Below are 19738 nucleotides of genomic sequence, written 5' to 3' on the forward strand. Positions count from 1 at the left end.
TTTCTATAAAAAACTGATTTTCAATAAAAAAGGCTACCCAATTTGAGTAGCCTTACATATAGAAGGGAGTGTAAATAAACACTGTATTAATTCTTCTTTGCAATCACATTAACAGTAATTTCCTGATTTTTAGGGTCATTACGCTCATCATTGACATATAATGTAAACTTGTGTGTCCCTACTTCAAGGTCATTTAAAACATCTATCATCAAGTAAACCTTTGCTTCTGTATTTCCTTTGACATCATAATAATATTTGCCATTTAATAATGAAGCATGGATTTGCTCTTCATAATGTGAATTGGTCTTTTCTGCTAAATCAATGCTCCATTCCTCACTTTGAACTACAAGGCTTGCAATCTTGCCCGGTGCATAAATATCCACTTTTACCGTATCTGTAAACGACCCCTGCTGTCTTGTGATTGATGCTCCTGGCGACACTTCAAAAGTAGTAGTCTTAGGTATTGCATCATACAGCGTTCTATGCTTACATGAGCTGAAAGCTACTATCAATGACAAACCTAAAAGAAACGATACTATTTTTTGCTTACCCATAGTTTTCAAAAGTTAGAACAATGATTTTCTGAATTTATTAATTGATGGACTCAACAACTATTCATACGTTCGATAAAAATTAAGCGTTTGAAATATTATCATTCATTTAGAACATGTTTGAAAAAGGCCCTTAAATAATTAAAAAGAAAAAGGCCATTGCATATGCAACGGCCTAACATTCAATCTGTAGTTTATTACCTGAGTATCAAATCATGATTACTTGGTTACTTTTTCACTGACATCACAGAGTCAGCTTCAGTTTTTGAAACTGCCACTTCTTCCTCTTGGTATCCTGGAGAGGCCGTACTATAAATCATAGTGGTAGCAGTAGCGATAGCAATAATTAAAACAGCAATCAATGCAAAAATCGTCTTCATAGTTATATTTAGTTATGTCGTGCAGCAATAATTTTGAGCGAAAATTATTTTAAGCGGTTGTACAATTAAATTTAGTTCTGTCCTGTTTGGAAAGCTTCTATATCCACTTTCGATATCGTTATCTCAACGTCATCATACCCCGGCGCAGCGGAAGTATACAAGATGGTTGTTGCGGCAGCGATAGTAATAATCAAAACAGCAATAAGTGCAAAAACAGTTTTCATAGATATGGTATTTATTTAGTTTGTTAATGCAGCTCCGCTTTTGGCGAAAAAAACTGAGCTGTTTAAAAGTTTCAATCCAATAAAGGAAGGTCACTTTTAGTTGTACTCAGTTTTTTCTAATTTTTTTTTAAAAATATTTTCAAAGTATAAAAAAAGTGTGCTTAAAAAGCTGATTCTAAACTGAAAATCAACCTTTTAAGCACACTATTCATTTTAGCTCAATTACTTTTAAGTACTAAAACGTCTTCGTCATATTACTATTACAGATAATGGTAAACTCATTCTCTCCTTTGTTCTCATCAGACAGTTTTGAAAGATCAGTTTGCTGACCGAAAGCGATCACCCCTGATTTCAAGTTTTTATTATAATGGTTGACATACCAAACTGTTCCTTCATGATTTTTGGAATGGAAATCACCGTTGTAGTGCAAGAATAATTTTCCTTTGTTCTTCTTTTTCAATGCTTCCACAATAGAGTACCCCATCGTAGCATCTTTAATGGCTTGTGCCTCTACAAACTGTTTTGCTTTTCCTGTCATACCATGCCCTGCCATCATCTGTTCCATTTCTTTGTAAGATGGATTGTCGTAAGGCACTTCTATTGGCAATGGGGCAATGTATTTTTTCTTGGCTTCTTTACTTAAAGTCTCCAGCTCCGGTAATCCTTTTTTAGAAACAAGGCTTGCATATCTTCTTGGTACGTTAGTAGCGATAAACGGAATGTTATTTTCTTTCGCAAAGTCTACAAGAGGGGCGTAATCTGTTTTGTAGTTATCCCACGCTTTACCGTCTTTGATCAAAACAGCCTCTTTTATTAAACCATTCAGATACTCATCCAACACGAGTTGATTGTCTTTTTCAAACATTTCAGCTCCTAATACAATGGCGTTATTTTTTTGGGTTGCTAATGATTTTGTCAATTCAAATTGTAACCAATGGGCAATGGGATTGTTATGTAATTCTCCAAAAAACACAACATCATAGTTCGAAAGGCTTTCAGCCATTTCCTCAAAAGTGACTTCTTTTCCTTCTTTGTCAAAGATTTGATATGCTTTCAATGGCGTTTGTGAAAATGCTGCTACTGCATAAAGGGTCAATAGCAAGGTGGTGATAATATGTTTCATAACTTTAAGTTAAAGACTTTTTTGAAATTCGGCGTGTTTTATTTTACTAGAAATCTATACGCTGTAAGTATATAATCTTAGAGAACAGAAGATGTTTTAAGAAATAAAAACCGCAACCTCACAAAAGGTTACGGCTATACACACTTATTAAGCAGGTTGATAAGGATTTTTCCTTTTTTGATATCAACGAAATTATTCTGCTATCAAACGTTGGAATTTGAAGGCAGGATAACCTTTCTCTAAATCATCATTATAAAACGATGTAAATGCCAATTTGAAGAATACTCCTTCAGTAGTTTCAATGACATAGTACTGGTTTTCAACAATTTTATATGTAAATGTCGCAAAGTCTAATGTTTTCCAGTCAGAACCAATTGCATCTACTTCTGATGACAATGATAATTCCATAGCATCAGCGTATGTTACGTCTTCATAAGAAACAAAAGTTTGCCCTTCTGCTTCTAACTCTTCTTTGTTCAAACGGATGGCTTTCACTTCTCCTTTATTGATCAATGCACCTGTCATCATATAAGGCACGAACTCTGTTCCATCGTGTGTTTTACCGTTGTAATACGCCAATACAATATCCCATCCTTCGCTACCTTCCGCATGGTCTTTTTCTGTATCCCAAACGTCAAGTTTCACATAAGCTTCATCATTATAGTGTACCCCTAAAGTATCTGCATTGGAAGATGCTGAAGCGGCATCAAGGTTTACAAATACTTGACGGTTATAGCTTAGTTTCACTTGTTCTACTTGTTGGGTAGCGTGATTGAAACCTTCTTCATATACATCAGGAGAGCTATATAAAGACACCTGCAGTGCATAAGATGAGTCATCTAATGGCGGTATAGTTACGGCATCTTCTTCAGAACATGAGAATAATGCGACAGATAATAGTAGACTAGCGAAAATTGACTTTTTCATTGTTATTAGTATAAAAATTTGTTGTTAAAAATTAAATCTTATTGAGATTGAATTTGAAGGAAACGAAGTAAGTTCTCCCCCAAGCGATCAGCATATTACTGCCTGATCCGTGTGCTCCCGACTGTGTGGTGTTGGCAACTTGTTTTACATCCAAGATATTTTTTACACCTGCAGTCAATGAGAAGCGTTTATTTTTTAAATTCTTTGTCGCTGAATAATTCAACATATTGTAGGCTTCTGTCACCCCTTCGATGGGATTATTCTCGTCTGCCCCTGCCATCAATTGCACTCTTTTATCTGTGTATTTGTAATCCAATTGCATGGATAGATCCACCTTGGGCCAGAAGTAAGAGAGCATCCCTACAAAATCTATTGAGTATCTGTATTGGAAGTCAGAAGTATTGTACAAGTCATAACTGATGCCTGTTAGATTCACCCCTGCATTCATTTTGAAACGATTGTTGTGATTGTAGTTCACGGAGAATGTTCCTCCCTGTGTTCTTTTCTGCGAAATGTTTTGATAGTAAAATTCTCCTGTATCGGAAGCTACTGTTTCGATGATATTATCAAGGTGATTGAAGAACCCTGTTGCATCAAATTTCAAGACGGAATGATCCATGATATTAACCGTTTTGTTGACCGTGAATGTCAAATTGTAAGAAGTTTCCGGCAGAAGGTCTTTATTACCAAAAATCTTATGATTCGAGTCTACGAAATCCATGTAAAGCTCTTTAATAGAAGGTGCTCTAAAACCTTTTCCAAATGAAAGTCTGCTTCCCCAACCGTCTTCATTGTTCCATTTTAAATGTGCTGAATAGATCAAGGGTGTATCATAGATATTATGATGAATCAGACGCATACCTGGCTGAAAAACCAATTGATCTGTAATGTTCAATTTCACATCAGTCCATATGGAATTTTCAATCAATCCTGAGTTTTCATCCACTTTTCCACCTTTCCCCGTTTCATCCGTCAACTCATACCCTACTTGCCATTTCAAACGATCTGTAAATTGATGACCATAAGAGATTCTTGCATTCAGTGTTGTGAACTCATCTACATTATAAGCGTCTCTTTTCTCTTTTGTATTCAGGTCTTCTTTGACGGTGTATTCTTGAGAGGTTCTTGTATAGGTATTATAAGAAACCATTCCTGACAAGGTCGATTTTTCGTTGAATTTCTTATTGAATTGTCCTGAATAAGTGATTCTATCCGTGATAAATTCTGTATCAATGGCACGATAAGGCTGTAAATAGTTTCCTTTAAAAAGTAAATCCTCTCTGCTGACTCTAATACCAAATTTCGTATCCCATCCTGATAAATTAATACCATAATAAGCATCTGCATTGATTTGATTTTTAGGATTCCAATCCATTCTTCTGTCCGACTTATCCAAATCATAACCATTGAAATATCGATACCCGCCTGAGATTCCGTATTTTGATTTCCCTTTATTACCCTGTACACTCATATTGGCATTCAATTGCCCTACTGATTCAGCATAGGTAGAAGCAGTACCTGACCACTTATAGTATTTATTTTCTTTGGTAATGATATTAATGGTTCCTGCCAATGCATTTGAACCGTATACTACCGACATTGGTCCTTCAATAATCTCAATGTGATCTACTTGAGACATATCAATCTGTGATAAATCAATGTTTCCATCTTGTCTGCCAATAATGGGCATACCATCTATTAGAAACTTTACATGCTGTCCTTCTAATCCTTGCATAATGATCTGAGTACCCAATACTCCATCTTCAACAAGGTTGATGTTGGGTTGGAAACGAAGTGCATCTCTCACATTTTGTACGCCTTGCTTCTCCAATACATCATGTGATATTATCCCAATTCTGTAAATCGATTGGTCCACACTTTCAGGTTCCACACTTGCTGTTTTCACTACTTGATCCAACATCAGCAAGTCCGGTTTCATTTTTATTTTGATCGATTGCTCTTCTTCTAAAAAAAATTCCTTCGTCTTGAACCCTGTATAGGAAACAGTGCATTGCATCTTCTCTTTTAGAGGGATGATCACTTTCCCCTCCGCATCGGAAGAATAATAGTGCTTTTCTCCTGATGCTGAAATCAGACAAACGTGTGCTCCAATTAAGGGCAAACCTTCTGTTGTGTCTACGATTTCAATGGTCGCTTTTTGAGTTTGTGCCCATACAGTGCATGTATAGCACAGCATCAAAATGCAAGTTGTAATTTTATTTTTCATATCTATTTGTTCCATTTTAAAATGGATGTGTTTGCCAATCCTCATGATTAAATCACGGGTTATTGATATTTTTTTAGAAATCGATGTTTCTACCTTTTGGTTATGTGGACAAACCTACAGCGGGTTGACACGTGGGATGTGTGGGTAGACACACAGGTCTACCCCTACGGCCCCTACGATACACGGCGTGGTATTGCGATTTTCTTTCCTGTTTTTTTTGCATTTTTGACCGTCGAAAGGTCTTTCAAACTATCCAAAACACATCCTGTTGGACAGGCTACTCTACACCATAGCATAGGGTATTTGATTGAAATTCCGATAAATGCTAAAGAGATATAGAACCAGTACGACGAAAGTTCTGTACTGAATAAATCTGGGAACAGTTCGTAGTTTCCAAACTCCTTATAACCATAGACAAAACCGGCAAAAAGGACGATGGTCAAAGCATAACGGATATACTCTGCTTGTTTGTTAGTGATAAATAATTTCTTCGATTTAAACGGTGAATATTTCAAAGAGATCATTTGCGCTGCGCCAAAAGGACATACATACGAGCAATAGGCATTTTTACCCCAAATTGCTGACAGCAATGTCATCAGTGCATATATGCTTAAGAAGAGAGAGACTTCTGTTCCCATAAACGGCATCAGGTAAGTGATGTAAGTGAACGATGAGTTCATTCCAAAACCGATATATGCCATTGTGAAAATGGAAACTCCTAATCTTGTTTTCTTTGTTTTTTTGATCTGTGGCAACATTGCAAATAGGAATATTGCACCGATAACGATGATATGAACAATCCACCAATAGGTCAGTTCGGCCTTCACTTGGAAACCGTCCAAATCATAATCATAGTAAGTGGACAGCACCTGAGGGGCAGTCACCGTAAAGGCTTCTGTCACCCCATCTGCCATTGCTTTTGTTGTGATAGTAGCACCGGAAACAGCATCGATGACATGATCATCATTTCTTGTACTTAAGTGATGGTACTGCTCTAAATAAGCGCTTCTTAATACCTTTCTTAAGTAACTTTCCGTTTCTTTCGATGTAATGTAAGATACTTCTTCCAGCATTCCTCCCAAGGTCATTTCCATCCCCAAATAAATAGGTCCTGAAAACCCTTGAACGGTGTTGTGAAGCATATTTTCAAAGTACAGTGATTTTAGTTTTCCACTTTGATAAATTTCTGCATAGCAGAGATCGCCTTTCATTTTCACGACTACTTCTGCATCATCTTCATATTTTTCTTTTAGTCTTTCCGCTATGTTCTTTGCCCATTCTTTGTTGTGAAGGGATTCTCCCATATCAGAATGGAAAGAAAGCATTCCGGCTTCTTTTGTTCGTTTTTTCGCAATTGGCCTTACCATTCCATATTCTCCCAAAACATAACTTCTTCCTTCTGAAATCATTCCTGCCTGCACAGTATGTTTCACTGCAAAATCCGTTACTAGTTTTGGTGCGAAGAACTCATTTTCGATGGTTGAAATATGCTCATTCAAATCCGATCTTTCCAACGGACCGTAATAGGCAAAGAACCCAAACACACCAAAAACAAGGAGGGTAAGTATAGACTTTCTATAATCTATTTTCAATTGCTGTTTCATAAATCTACTTTTACTCATCATTAGCCCACGACTTAAGTCGTGGGTTAATGATGAAATTTCAATCGCAATAACGTTTATAATAATTTCACTACTAACGTATATATATAAACTTAAATATTATTTCGTAGCAACTGATTTACCTTTAATTTCGGCCACTGTTTCCACTACAATCTTCACTACCCATTTGTTGATATTGGCATCTGGAAGAATCGCATCTTGCTTATAAACGACACGCTTTTGGTCTTCTACCATATCCACACCTTTCTGGATGATCTCGCCTTGAAAGTGTTCATCATTAGCAACTAATACAGGGATAACGATCGCTCTTTCCTCCAATTCTAAGATTTGGTCGATTGCCTTTTTAGTAGGTTCAGAAGAGTATCTTACCAAGTGACCGCACCATCCGTAAGAGATAGAACCGATACCTGTTTGTGCTTTTAAATAACGTCCAATATCTTCTACCATTTCTTCCCACTGTTGGTTAAACTCCTCATCACCGTAAGCGATTAAAGCTACACCTTCGTCACCAGAACCATTCGATAACGCTTTGGCTCTACGCGTAATGTTTTTCTTTAATACCGTTGGGAAGTCTAAAAGTGGTGTTACAACGACTCTCGCCTTAGAAGTATAAGTATCAATACCTTCCTCTTTTAAACTCGCCTTCACTTTCGGATCGTTAGCTAACCCTACAATGTTAGGAATATCGTTAGAAGTATGTGATGAAATCGTCAAGAAGATCGGTACTACAATGACTCTGTCGTAGTTTTCCTCATCAAATTTCTTCATTTGAGTAGCAATTGATGGCTCAGTGTATTCCATAAATGCTGTACGAACGTCTGTAATTTCACCACTTTTCATGATGTCATCTTTTACGTCGATCTCTATATCTTTCAACATCTGTCTCCACCCTTTAGAGTGAGAACCGTGATTGACTAATAACACACCGATTTTTTCACCTGTGTTTGAATTGGCTGTTGATTCACTTGCTTGATTTTTCTTTTCTCCTGTAGCACAAGAGAACGCGATCAACGATACTAAAGCGAAAAGGAATGAGTTGAATAATTTCATTTATTATTTGTAATTAATCTAAATAAGAATAACACAAATGTAGGGGGAAAGCGCCTTAAAGGTTTATCGAAATCGGAAATGATTTTTTCGAAATCGGAAAAACATTGCTCACACAAATCGATAAAACAGCTACAAAAACAACATAAAACACTGAATAACTGACATTTAAACTTACTGTTTATTTCACAAAAAAGATCCTATTCAATGTTTGCTATTTTTAATTAATCTAAATTAAGTTATTTTTGTGATAGAAATTATAACAGCAACCTATTATAATTCTATCACTACAACGAATCAATTTAATTCGATTATCAGACTTTTTCCGGTACGAAAAATAAAGCAATGCTTCACTTTTTTAATAAAATAAATAAGCAAAAAACAGCGGTCCTTTCCTCAAAAGAAGAATTTGGATTATTAAATGAACACAGGCAGTGTTTACCTCACTTTGGGAAAGGTGATGTAAAAATCATTTCCTATGACTCATGGGCTATTTTTTCAATTCAACTGCAAAAGTGTTTATACAAACAGGAGGCATTTAATATTACTACGAACAGTAAGTGTATTGTATTTAACTTAGATCAAAAACATGAAATGGAATGGTCTACAAGCAAGAATCATACTTATAAAATAAAGCCTCAGACCGGTACTTTCTTCAATACTATTGAAAAGCATTTTGAATTGAATCTCACAAAACCGCTCAACATTCTGATCATTGAATTGAGAGATAATTATTTTGATCAGGGGCTTTTTCATCCTTCCCTAAAACAATTAATTCATGCCGTCTTTGATGAAAAGGACCGTTTGTCTTTTGCTATTTCAAAGCGACTATCTTCTTTTCTTGAAGAAATTAATCAATCGAGTAAAAGAGGCGTCTGTCAGTTGATGTTTTTAAACGCGAAAGTTTTTGAAGTGCTTTCTGAAATTACAGATGACTTAGAAACGCTCACTGAAGGAGATGCATTACACCCTTATCAGGATCAATTGGATCAGATAAAAGAATTGATTGATACCAAAATACATATTCAGTTTTCTATTAATGAACTCGCTAAAACAGTAGGATTGAATACCTCTTATTTAAAGAAGTATTTTAAAGAAGCATTTAATGAAACTATTTTTGAATACGCCACTCGAAAGAGAATTGATTATGCCAAAGAGCTTTTAGAAACTTCGGATCTTCCTATTTCTACTATTTCCGAAAAAATAGGCTATCAACAGAGTGCACACTTTTCTTATGCTTTCAAGAAAAATACTGGACTCACTCCTAATCAGTATAGAAAGAATTTCAATTAACATTAATTACAGCGCTTACTTACAATATGTTAATTTAGAATTATTAAAAAAGTAACATTCTGTAAAATGGAATCAGTCTAAATAAAGGTTTAAGTTTGTAGCCGTAACATTTCATTTTATCGGACCATGACTATTTTAAAGCTTACCCTACTATTATTTATATTTCCTACAGTGCTGTTTGCTCAGCAATCCATTTCCGGAAAAGTAACGGATCATAATGGTGGTGCACTTCCAAGTGTAAGTGTCGGGATTTTAAATACAAGTATCAGTCAAACTACCGCAGAAGACGGTACGTTTACTTTAAACAATGTTCCAGAAGGAGAACATCAATTGGTGGCCTATTTTGTAGGTTATCAAAAATCAGTAACAACTATTCAGGTAAAAGAAGGAGAAGATTTAAGTCTATCTCTTATTTTAAAAGAAGATACAAGAGAGCTTCAACAAGTGGAGATCCTTGGTGTAGAGGAAGAGTCTTACAATAACTCTTATACTTTTAGTGCAACAAGAACCGGAACACTGATCAAGGATGTTCCTCAATCCATTTCTACTGTTACAAAAGAGTTAATGATTGATCAGCAGGCTTATTACCTCAGCGATGTGGTCAGAAACGTGGCCGGTGTGAGTCAGTATACTATTTACAATGACTTTGCCGTACGTGGTTATAGAAATCAGGATGGTCAATTGGTAAACGGTTTGAAAACTGCTTTTAACTCTTGGACACAGCCTATTATTGGTCTTTATGAAAGAGTGGAAGTAATTAAAGGCCCTGCTTCTGCCCTTTTTGCAAATGCCAACCCTGGAGGAACGATCAACTTTGTCACGAAAAAACCACTGACTACTCAACAAGGCTCTGCTACAGTTTCGGCTGGAAGTTTTAATACCTATAGAGCCAATGTAGATGTTACTGGCCCATTGACCAACAACAAAAAGTTATTGTACCGTTTGAATGCTGGGTACCAATCAAGCGATACTTTCAGAGATAACAGCGGTGGTGAATCCTATTATGTTGCTCCTTCCATTTCCTTTGTTCCTTCAGACAAAACAAGGTTCAATGTGGACATGGTATATATGAAAAATAACACAATACTCGACAGAGGTAAACCTAATTACCAAGGTAGTAAAGACTTGAATCAAACACCGATCAACCTTTCTACTTCTCAACCTGGAGATCGTCTGAATAATGATAACTTATACATCACGTTCTCTTGGAACCAAAAAATCACAGATTGGTTATCCTTCAACTCTTCTTATTTGATGTTTAGATCTGAATCGGATTTGGCAGAACACAGAACCAACGGAAAGTACATTACACCAAGTGTATTGGAAATGCGTTATGTGGAAAGAGAGGAATACAAAAACTCAGACAATATCACGAATTATTTTGTTTCCAAATTCAATACAGGTCAGGTCAAGCACACCGTAATGGTGGGGATGGACTACAGCGAAAAAGTATATGATAAAAACGAAAGACAGGCTCGTGGTGAAGCACAAGGGGTTCCGAATTTTGATTTAGATAATCCTCAATATGGCAACAGCAACCCTGCAGATTATTATTTTGATCCGAAAAGGTCAATCCACATGAGAACTACAGCGTATACCAAAAACTATACAACAGGTTTTTACATTCAAGAACAGCTTAACTATAAGAAATTAAATGTCTTGGTAGGGCTTCGTCAGGAGTTTTACAAGGATGTGAGATTGGATAATGGCAATCAAGTCACTAAGGAACAGTCTGCCTTACTTCCTCGTTTTGGTGTAACATATGAACTGACAAACACCATCAACTTATACGGTACTTATACGGAAGGTTTTGAGCCTCAAGATTTTGGTATGAATGCGGAACAAAATGGCGGTCCTTTTGATCCTAAAAAATCCAATATGTGGGAAACGGGTATTAAAGGAGATTTCTTTGATGGGCGATTATCAGCAACTACTTCAGTTTACTGGATCACCGTGAATAATATTTTGGTACAAGACCCTAACGATATCGACCGTCTGATCCAAAGAGGACAGGAACAATCAAAAGGTTTTGAATTGGAAGTGAATGGGCAGGTCACAAAGAACTTAAGTTTAACGACCAACTACGCTTTCAATAATGCCATCATAACTGAATCTGATAATCCTGATGAAATTGGAAAACAGAAAGAAAACGCTCCACAACATCAAGCGGGATTCTGGGCGAAATATGATTTCCTAGAAGGTTCTTTAAGGGGTTTCGGTGTTGGTTTTGGTGGTCAATATGTAGGAGAAAGAAACACCAATACACCTGATCTTATTTTAGACGATTATCTGCTTTGGGATGCCGCAGTCTATTATACATTCAAGAATTTCAGAATTTCAGCCAACTTAAAGAATATCACAGACGAAAGGTACTATGTAGGTGGTTACAATTATGATAGAGTATTCCCTGGTGCTCCAAGGAATTTCACGATTGGATTAACTTATAAATTCTAATACCTCTTCGGGGGACACAAAATATACAGCGGGTAGTCACGCAGGACTGCCCCTACAGAACAACATGATGAATAAAAAGAAACTTTGGAAATGGCATAGCTGGCTAGGACTGTATAGCGGTCTTGTAATCTGTATATTGAGTTTTACAGGGGCTTTGGCGGTTTTTAAGTTTGAAATAGATCATCTATTAAATAAGGATTTATTTTACGTTGTACCTCAAGAAAAGATAGGTAATGTCAACCAATTCATTTATGATATCCTTGCCCACTACCCTGAACATAGTGGCTATATTGTTGAGCCTGCTGAGGCTGAAAATCGTTCTTGGAAAGTTGCTTTCAGAGTAAAAGAAGAAGGTCAGAATATCGCCAAAGAAGTCTTTTTCAATCCTTATACTGGAGAGGTTTTAGGAGAAAGAGACATGTACAAAACGGTCGCTTTTTTTATTAGAAATATCCACGTAAGACTGTTTGATGGATGGTATGGAAGACAGTGGGTAGGATTGGCTGGCGTATGTATGTTTCTTTCGCTTGCTATCAGTATTCCTCTGTATTTTGATTTTACGAAGAAGCAAAAGTTCGGAGAAGTGAGAACGAAAAGAAGCCGTCAAAAATGGGCAGACCTTCATAAGTTCATCGGGTTAGCCACAATAGTTTTCCATTTGATTATCGCATTTACAGGAGCTTGGTTAGGATTGCAACCCAAAATTCAAAAACCTTTGATAGGCGAACGTCCGGGCATCTACAAGCCCGCTGAGTTTCCTTTATCCAAAAATGAGGATAAGCTTGTTGAAATCGATTTTCCTACTCTACTTTCCAAAGTCAAAAAAGAATTCCCAGAGTTGACTTCTTTAAAAATAAAAGCGTCTGCTGATGGAAGTAGAACAGCTACGGTATACGGTAATATTCCATGGATGCCTTATGAAAGGCAAACCAATTTTGTGGTCTTAGACAAAGAAGATCTTTTACTCATCAAGAAATTAGATATTCGTAAAACAGGCATTGGAAGCCATCTTTTCTATATGCAGGAAGCCTTACATTTCGGAGACTTTTGGGGTATAGGCTTGAAAGTAATCTACTGTCTTTTTGGACTGATTGGAGGTTTCTTAGGCATCAGTGGTTTCTTTGTTTATTACAAAAGAACAGAAAAGAAAAGAGTACAACGCTACCCTCTTCTGACCACTGCTAATATCATTTATGGGTTTACTTTTATCTGTCTTTTAGTCACTGCTTTGATTGCTTTCAGTAGTGTGAATTTTGGAGCCAATTATCCTACAAGTACCATTACCACACCTTCTTTTTACGTTATTCTTTCTGCTTACATCATTTATAGATTGATGCGTTATTTCTTTAAAAAAGGCTTTCTTCACGTAGAAGCGTAGCCTGCTACGCAAAAACCTACCAAACCCCGATGCTTTTCAAGTTTTAAAGTAAGCAATAAACGAAAAAGATTTCTACATAAGATCAACGGCACGTAGCAGGCTACGTGGCTACAGACACCTCTATCTGATACGAAAGCAATCATAAGGTTTTGCAACAACATTTGATACAGCTCCACGTAGAAGCGTAGCCTGCTACGCAAAACCCATCAAACACCGATACATTTCAAGTTTTAAAGTAAGCAACAAAAACGAAAGCTGACTGCATTAAATCAACGGCACGTAGCAGGCTACGTAGCTACAGACACCTCTATCTGATACGAAAGCAATCATAAGGTTTTGCAACAACATTTGATACAACTTCACGTAGAAGCGTAGCCTGCTACGCAAAACCCCATCAAACACCGATATTTTTCAAGTTTTAAAGTAAGCAATAAACGAGAAAAGATTTCTGCATAAAATCAACGACACGTAGTGGACTACGTGAGGTCTTATAATATGAAAAACCTCAGCTATATAAATAACTGAGGTTTAATGCGATTAAGGTTATGTAATATACATAAATATTATAGGAAACTTCAACGAAAAATTATCGTTGATCGACACTTGATTATGGTTTAATACTTCATAAACCAATAGGGAATTTTATAAACTTATAGTTTACTGGGTTATTATATCTTTATACTTTGCTCAAGATCTTTTCCGTTTCAATCATTAAAATAGCAATCTGCATCCCTGTCTTCAGGTCTTCAAATTCTTCATGACTCAAACAGTAATTCACTTGTTTATCTTTTGTTTTCAATATCAGTTTCATTTCATCGTCTGCAAACTGAAAAGCATGTTGATTAAAATCGATACTGTTCACCTTCTTGGCGTAATTGAAAAATTCTTTCTGTTCAAAATTGAATAGCAAACCTTTAAGCTGTATGCCTACTTTTTTGCAATCCTGACATTGACTTATAATTAGTTCTTTTTCTGAGTATAATTTCTTCGCTCTACACATTTCGCAATGTTATTTTAATACACAATGAAGTGTTTATTATTTTTATTTAGATCAAATATAAATAACATATTTTGATTTGCAATGAAATGATGATAAATTATATGAGAATAAACATATCTTAATTCTTTTTTCATTAACTTTGATAGACAATTTAAGTCGATAATATGGGGTTTATAGATACACTAAAAAAGAGGTGGAATGTGAAAAGCGGGTGGCAAGTAGGCGTTATTTTGCTGGTTTTTGCCCTCACAGGTACAACATTTATGTACACTGTGAAGCCTTATGTTTACCCATTATTTGGAATTACGGATGAAACAAGTACCTGGATCAGAGTACTAGCGTTTTTCTTTATAGGCCTCCCATGTTATCAGGTTCTTTTGCTCATTTGGGGCACTTTATTGGGACAGTTTAAGTTTTTCTGGGAATTTGAAAAAAGAATGTTCAGAAGAATGATCGGTAAAAAGTAACAATATCATTTCGTTTGCCCTCTTAATTTACTTATTTCAATACTGCAATTCATATTTATGCTTCAGCCATTTACGGTGTCTAAAAGTGATGATAACTTATTAGCATTATACTATCAAGAACGAATTAGAAAGTGCTATACAGCTATTCCTTTTTTCTTTATCGGCTATTTGATAGTGATTTCTTATTATGTCCTTGATGATTTCAGGATGTTTGAGCCTTCCACTGCATTTACTTTCAGTAGGGTTCCTTCTATCATGTTATCTTTGATATTGATCATACTTCGTTTTACGAATTCAATGGAAGGGAAAATGAAAAACTATTGGATTCCTTTCTACACCGTCACTATTGCCTCTATTATTTATAGCTTGTATGCGGTCACTTTTCTGACCTACGAACAGCCTGATCATTTTCTTTCCGGGTTGTATATCATTACTGCTTTTCAATTGATCGTATTAATCTACAGCATCATGCCTGCTTATGTTGCCATTAGTATCATAGGTATTGGTGCATCGTTCTTTTTAGGGGCTATATATTATCAGTATGGTCCATTTCACTCCACTTATCATATCCCTAACTTCATTGCTATCTGTATTACCAGCGTTATTGTCATTATTTTAAAATACAATAACACCTTCCAAAACTTTAAGAATCATGTTTTATTGCAGGAAGAAAAAAATAGATCTGATACTTTTTACCAACTGACTTTGGAGCAAAATGAAAAGCTTCAAAAACAAACCGATTTTATCAATCAACAAAAAGACATCCTTGCCAACCATTATAATGATATGCAGGAGAGCCTTCATTATGCGCAACGCATACAGAATGCAATGCTCCCTCTTCCTTTTTACAATATTGATAAAGTAAAAGAATATTTCACTTACTCTGCTCCAAAACATATTGTGAGTGGCGATTTCCATTGGTTTGGAAAATCAGAAAACGCACAAGTGATCGTAGTGGGAGATTGTACAGGGCACGGCGTTCCGGGTGCTTTAATGAGCATGTTAGGCGTCTCTATCCTCAACCGTTTGGTTACACAGGAAAACGTGGACGATCCTCAATATATCATTGAGAAGATGCATATCCGCCTCAATACTCTGCTACAACAAAATTCTACTCACAACAATGACGGTATGGCTTTGTCTGTGATCCGTGTACCGCTGTATCATGATGAAAACCTGATTACGTTCTGTGGAGCTAAAAGTCCTGTTTTATTTGTGAAGAAAAAAGGCCTGGAATTTTATAGAGGAGGCCGTTATTACATTGGGGGAAATATCTCTCCAATCAATAAATGCCAGAACATTTCCATTGAGATAGAACCAGGCATGATGATGTACCTTTATTCTGATGGTTTCAGGGATCAATTTGGAGGTATATTGGATAAAAAATACACCGCCCATCAATTCAGAGCTTTATTACAGGAAATTGCCAATGAACCTACGGCTGTACAAAAACAACAGCTTGCTACTGAATTTCTCAATTGGAAAGACACTAAAACGAAAGATAATATACAGGTAGATGATGTACTTGTAGCAGGTTTTAGATTTTAATCCTATCTTATTTACTACACTGTAAACTAAAAATATCGTCAGCTTTCAATCGATATTTTCACAAGATTTATATGGCCTACTTTCAAGGCCAGGGAGCGTACCACCAAACGTATTAGGTAGAAAGCCCATTTCTACTAATGTTAAGCAATAGCATCATTAGTCTCTTACAGATCATCAAAAATCTCCTGATTTCTAGATACTGTAAAAAAAACTTAGTTTACAATGTACTTACATGGCTAAATTAAGTTGAACTAAGGTGGTATCTCTATACACCACCCTAGCCTTAATCTTCCTCTTTTTATTTTAACTCATCTTTTAAGAAATGAAAATAAATAACAAGATGAGTGATTATTTTAAGACATTAGCAACCCTACTTACTCTTCTCTCCATCATTACTTTTTCTAATTGCTCTACGCAAGAAAAGTCATCCAAACTCACTTATGGCATTAATCCTGATGCTATTAAGGTGGATGTTATAGTAGAAGAGCACGGAATGGCAGATCCTCATGCACTGATGAAAGGTGATACGCTGTATATTATCTGCGGACATGATCAATCATGGAACCCTACGTCTTCTTTTCCAATGGACCGATGGGAAGTATGGTCCACCACCAACCTTAAAGACTGGGAATATCACAGAAGCATCCACCCAAAAGACCTTTATATCGGCGATGTTCCTAACTGTTTTGCAGGTGATATTTGTGAAAGGAATGGAAAGTACTACTGGTTCTTCTCCAACCGCTATTACAATACGGGCGTTGCCGTGGCGGATCAAATAAATGGTGAATACAAAGACCTACTCGGTAAACCACTACTCCCAACAGACATCATTAAAGAATCTCCTTATGACCCTGAAATTTATGAAGAAGATGGAGTGTATACGATCTGTTTTGGTAGTGGCACCTATTATATGGCTACACTGGCTGAAGATATGAAATCACTGACCACCGCACCTCAACCTATTTTAGTACAGGATAAGAAAGGTAAAAAAATCAGAGTAAGTGATAAATCGACCTTGTTTAAAAGAGGAGAGTGGTATTATCTGGTCTATGGTAATAAATATGCTATGGCCAAAAACCTCTACGGCCCTTATGAATATCAAGGAGCATTTTTGGAAGGTGGTCACACTAGCTTCTTCGAATGGACCGATGGACAATTATATGTGTTACAAGAAAACCATGATATCTGTGCTTTTTACAGAGGTGCAAGTCTAAAGCCTGTCTTTTTCAATGAAGACAATACGGTCTTAATCCCTGAAGACGATCATATGTATCCTTCCCCCGGCAGACCTTTTAAGTTTAAGAAAAGCACAATGGGCTGGACTGCTATCAATGGCACTGAGGTCACTTATAAGGACGGGAGGATCAAAGGAAAAATAAATGAAGAAAATGCCCTGATACAGAGTGCACCTTGGTTGTATACTCAATCTGATCTTTGTTCTAAGGTAACTTTTAATATAAAGAACAGTACAAAGGCCAAGGAAATGAAATTTGCGGTTTATTCTAGAAATGAAGGGAAAGGGTTTTGGAAAACAGGAACTGAACAGCTCAACTGGGACAAACAACAATGGGTAAGTATTCCAATCCAACCAAATCAAAGTGAATTCAAAACATACACTATAGACTTGGCTGATTTCTCTGATATCAAATCACGAATTATGCAGGTGGCATTACAGCCAGCTGTGGGAGTAAGTGAAGGTGAATGGGAAGTCAATGAAATTGTAATACATTAATTTTAATCACAAGAACTAAATCGAAAACAAGGTGGCTCTGATTTATAACTTTCAGAACCACCTTTTTCTATACAGCACTCACTTCTACTATTTCATCTAATCTTACTTTATCTTCATTATCAAGCACTGCATATTCCACTTTATCTACTACAGTGAGTGTTTTTATTTTTGCTTTCACCTCACGGTCCTTCAGCTGGAAATGAAGTACTGTTCCATGCATTGCCCATATTTCATATTGATCATAAGTGGCACAAGCTATCGGTTTATATTTTTTATTTTCTGACATAACTTATAGGTGTTTTTTAATCAGTAGTTGCGAATTTTAATAACTGACAATTAAGATCACAAAAAAACGGAAAATGCAGTTTCACCCCACATTTTCCGTTCATTACATTTCGTTTTGAGTTATTACACCAAAGTGCGAACAAGCGTCAAATCTGATCTCGTTCATTAAAAAGCTATTGGCTTACCACCACGGCTTCCTTTTGCACAATGTCTTCCTCTTGTTGTTCCTCCTCATATTGTAATGCCTTTCGCATACCCAACGCATACCCCAAATGTACTCCTTCATGTACATTATTAAATTCAACAGCTTCCGCTACAGTGTGAATTCTTACTCCAAGGCCTGTGACATAGGATTCATATTTCCTGAAAATGCCCGCTACCTGATCTTCATCTAGTTTTTCGAGTAGATAAAGAGCCAAGTACTTCAATTCATTGATTTCATCTTCTGTGAGGCTTCGTTCTGGTTTTGAACCTTTGCGAAACATCTGAATCCATTTCGGGTCCATGGGTGGCGTCAAGCCGGAGAGGCCGTAGGTGAGCAGTTGATGGGTGACTATCGCGTGTCCGAAATTCCAAATGATGTTGTTGTTGTATCCAACAGGAATGCTATTTAATTCCTCTGCGGAGAATTGGTTAATAAACTCAATAAATCTCTTACGTAATTTTCTAGTAGTGTTCAACATGAAATAGATCCTTAGTGATGATAGTACTGATGCGTAATGTCCATTGAATTTACAAAAAAAATATAGGACTTTTAAAGTATTTTAAGAAAAAAAATAAAGGTCTTGCAACACAATTTTGTATTACAAGACCCTGATATTGTACTTTTTATATAGAATCATAACTGGTTGAAAGGAGGTTAGTTCTGATGCATTTGACATGTTTCTAATAGAATAATTCTATCCATGTACGCATTTATCTCTTCCTCCACATTATATTTTAAATCTTTACTAAATTGTATATTCACAAGACGGTCTAATTCCTCTTGCAAGTCTACAATTTTTGATTTTAAAGAAACTCTTCTATCTAACTCCTCAATAATCGCCTCTAAATGCGGGATATTGTGAGATTTTATAAATACCTTCAATTCCTCTTGATCATCTGGCGCTAACCCCTCATGAGCAATACGTGCTAACTTCAACCCTTCTACTAGATCTGCAGAATTTATATATTCATAAAATTTTTCTTTTAAAATTTCTGATAGAAAAGATGATGAGATATTCATAGTATTAATTCCTTAAGTATTACAATGCTTTTATGTCGCAGACATTTAACCGCTTCAGTAATGTAATGGGTTAATAATGTTCACTTACTATTTAACTCCTAACCTCCTCATTGCGTTCGTTTTATTGATTTGCATTAACAATTAAGAGCCTCAATTTGTTAGCGGAAATGGAATTCGTACAACGTTCTCTTTTAAAAGTATAGTTTTCAGTGTGCAAATAGTCCGTAAGTACTCTGTACTTCCCCTTTGAGTATA

Annotated in this window: 18 protein-coding genes; 6 read left to right on the forward strand and 12 right to left on the reverse strand. The window is 36.2% G+C overall.

Annotation, left to right across the window (positions count from 1 at the left end; genetic code table 11):
- Positions 1-86: 86 nt before the first annotated feature.
- The 8 genes from HHU12_RS01035 to HHU12_RS01070 form a co-directional block, all read right to left on the reverse strand.
- Entirely contained in the window at positions 87-554 is a 468-nt protein-coding gene (locus HHU12_RS01035; protein WP_169654282.1) for a hypothetical protein, read from the reverse strand.
- Positions 555-778: 224 nt separating this feature from the next.
- Complete coding sequence (locus HHU12_RS01040; RefSeq protein WP_169654283.1) at positions 779-931, reverse strand: hypothetical protein; 153 nt, start codon at positions 929-931, stop codon at positions 779-781.
- A 71-nt stretch (positions 932-1002) separates the two neighbouring features.
- Positions 1003-1155 carry a hypothetical protein gene (locus HHU12_RS01045; protein WP_169654284.1) on the reverse strand — a complete coding sequence of 51 codons (153 nt, stop codon included), beginning with the start codon at positions 1153-1155 and terminating at the stop codon, positions 1003-1005.
- 235 nt (positions 1156-1390) lie between these two features.
- Positions 1391-2278, reverse strand: a complete 888-nt coding sequence (locus HHU12_RS01050) for a ChaN family lipoprotein (protein WP_169654285.1) — start codon at positions 2276-2278, stop codon at positions 1391-1393.
- Between the two features lie 192 nt (positions 2279-2470).
- On the reverse strand, positions 2471-3205 hold the full coding sequence (locus tag HHU12_RS01055) for an HmuY family protein (RefSeq protein WP_169654286.1): 735 nt from the start codon (positions 3203-3205) through the stop codon (positions 2471-2473).
- A gap of 31 nt (positions 3206-3236) precedes the next feature.
- On the reverse strand, positions 3237-5447 hold the full coding sequence (locus HHU12_RS01060; protein WP_205959740.1) for a TonB-dependent receptor: 2211 nt from the start codon (positions 5445-5447) through the stop codon (positions 3237-3239).
- A gap of 158 nt (positions 5448-5605) precedes the next feature.
- Positions 5606-7036: an FMN-binding protein gene (locus tag HHU12_RS01065; RefSeq protein ID WP_169654288.1), complete on the reverse strand. Its 1431-nt coding sequence runs from the start codon at positions 7034-7036 to the stop codon at positions 5606-5608.
- Positions 7037-7153: 117 nt separating this feature from the next.
- Positions 7154-8104: a sirohydrochlorin chelatase gene (locus HHU12_RS01070; protein ID WP_169654289.1), complete on the reverse strand. Its 951-nt coding sequence runs from the start codon at positions 8102-8104 to the stop codon at positions 7154-7156.
- A gap of 342 nt (positions 8105-8446) precedes the next feature.
- Here HHU12_RS01070 and HHU12_RS01075 point away from each other — a divergent pair, with 342 nt between their 5' ends.
- From HHU12_RS01075 to HHU12_RS01085, 3 genes are all read left to right on the forward strand, one after another.
- On the forward strand, positions 8447-9394 hold the full coding sequence (locus HHU12_RS01075) for a helix-turn-helix domain-containing protein (protein WP_169654290.1): 948 nt from the start codon (positions 8447-8449) through the stop codon (positions 9392-9394).
- A 126-nt stretch (positions 9395-9520) separates the two neighbouring features.
- The gene (locus tag HHU12_RS01080; RefSeq protein WP_169654291.1) at positions 9521-11848 is read left to right on the forward strand and encodes a TonB-dependent receptor; all 2328 of its coding nucleotides are present in this window, start codon (positions 9521-9523) and stop codon (positions 11846-11848) included.
- Between the two features lie 64 nt (positions 11849-11912).
- A complete protein-coding gene (locus tag HHU12_RS01085) occupies positions 11913-13226 on the forward strand; it encodes a PepSY-associated TM helix domain-containing protein (RefSeq protein ID WP_169654292.1) in 1314 nt (437 codons plus the stop codon).
- A gap of 676 nt (positions 13227-13902) precedes the next feature.
- Here HHU12_RS01085 and HHU12_RS01090 read toward each other — a convergent pair.
- On the reverse strand, positions 13903-14226 hold the full coding sequence (locus HHU12_RS01090) for a DUF6686 family protein (protein WP_169654293.1): 324 nt from the start codon (positions 14224-14226) through the stop codon (positions 13903-13905).
- A 164-nt stretch (positions 14227-14390) separates the two neighbouring features.
- Here HHU12_RS01090 and HHU12_RS01095 point away from each other — a divergent pair, with 164 nt between their 5' ends.
- The 3 genes from HHU12_RS01095 (at position 14391) to HHU12_RS01105 (ending at position 17973) form a co-directional block, all read left to right on the forward strand.
- Positions 14391-14693, forward strand: a complete 303-nt coding sequence (locus HHU12_RS01095; protein WP_169654294.1) for a DUF6787 family protein — start codon at positions 14391-14393, stop codon at positions 14691-14693.
- A 57-nt stretch (positions 14694-14750) separates the two neighbouring features.
- Positions 14751-16241, forward strand: a complete 1491-nt coding sequence (locus HHU12_RS01100; protein ID WP_169654295.1) for a PP2C family protein-serine/threonine phosphatase — start codon at positions 14751-14753, stop codon at positions 16239-16241.
- Positions 16242-16563: 322 nt separating this feature from the next.
- Positions 16564-17973, forward strand: coding sequence for a family 43 glycosylhydrolase (locus tag HHU12_RS01105; RefSeq protein ID WP_169654296.1), 1410 nt, complete (start codon positions 16564-16566; stop codon positions 17971-17973).
- A gap of 67 nt (positions 17974-18040) precedes the next feature.
- Here HHU12_RS01105 and HHU12_RS01110 read toward each other — a convergent pair whose 3' ends face one another.
- The 3 genes from HHU12_RS01110 to HHU12_RS01120 all read right to left on the reverse strand — a co-directional run bounded on the left by HHU12_RS01110 (position 18041) and on the right by HHU12_RS01120 (position 19483).
- Positions 18041-18259, reverse strand: coding sequence for a Rho-binding antiterminator (locus tag HHU12_RS01110; RefSeq protein ID WP_169654297.1), 219 nt, complete (start codon positions 18257-18259; stop codon positions 18041-18043).
- A 172-nt stretch (positions 18260-18431) separates the two neighbouring features.
- On the reverse strand, positions 18432-18941 hold the full coding sequence (locus tag HHU12_RS01115; protein WP_169654298.1) for a DinB family protein: 510 nt from the start codon (positions 18939-18941) through the stop codon (positions 18432-18434).
- 176 nt (positions 18942-19117) lie between these two features.
- Positions 19118-19483 carry a hypothetical protein gene (locus HHU12_RS01120; protein ID WP_169654299.1) on the reverse strand — a complete coding sequence of 122 codons (366 nt, stop codon included), beginning with the start codon at positions 19481-19483 and terminating at the stop codon, positions 19118-19120.
- Between the last annotated feature and the right edge of the window lie 255 nt (positions 19484-19738).

It is taken from the genome of Flammeovirga aprica JL-4 (genome assembly GCF_012844305.1).
Lineage (GTDB): Bacteria > Bacteroidota > Bacteroidia > Cytophagales > Flammeovirgaceae > Flammeovirga > Flammeovirga aprica.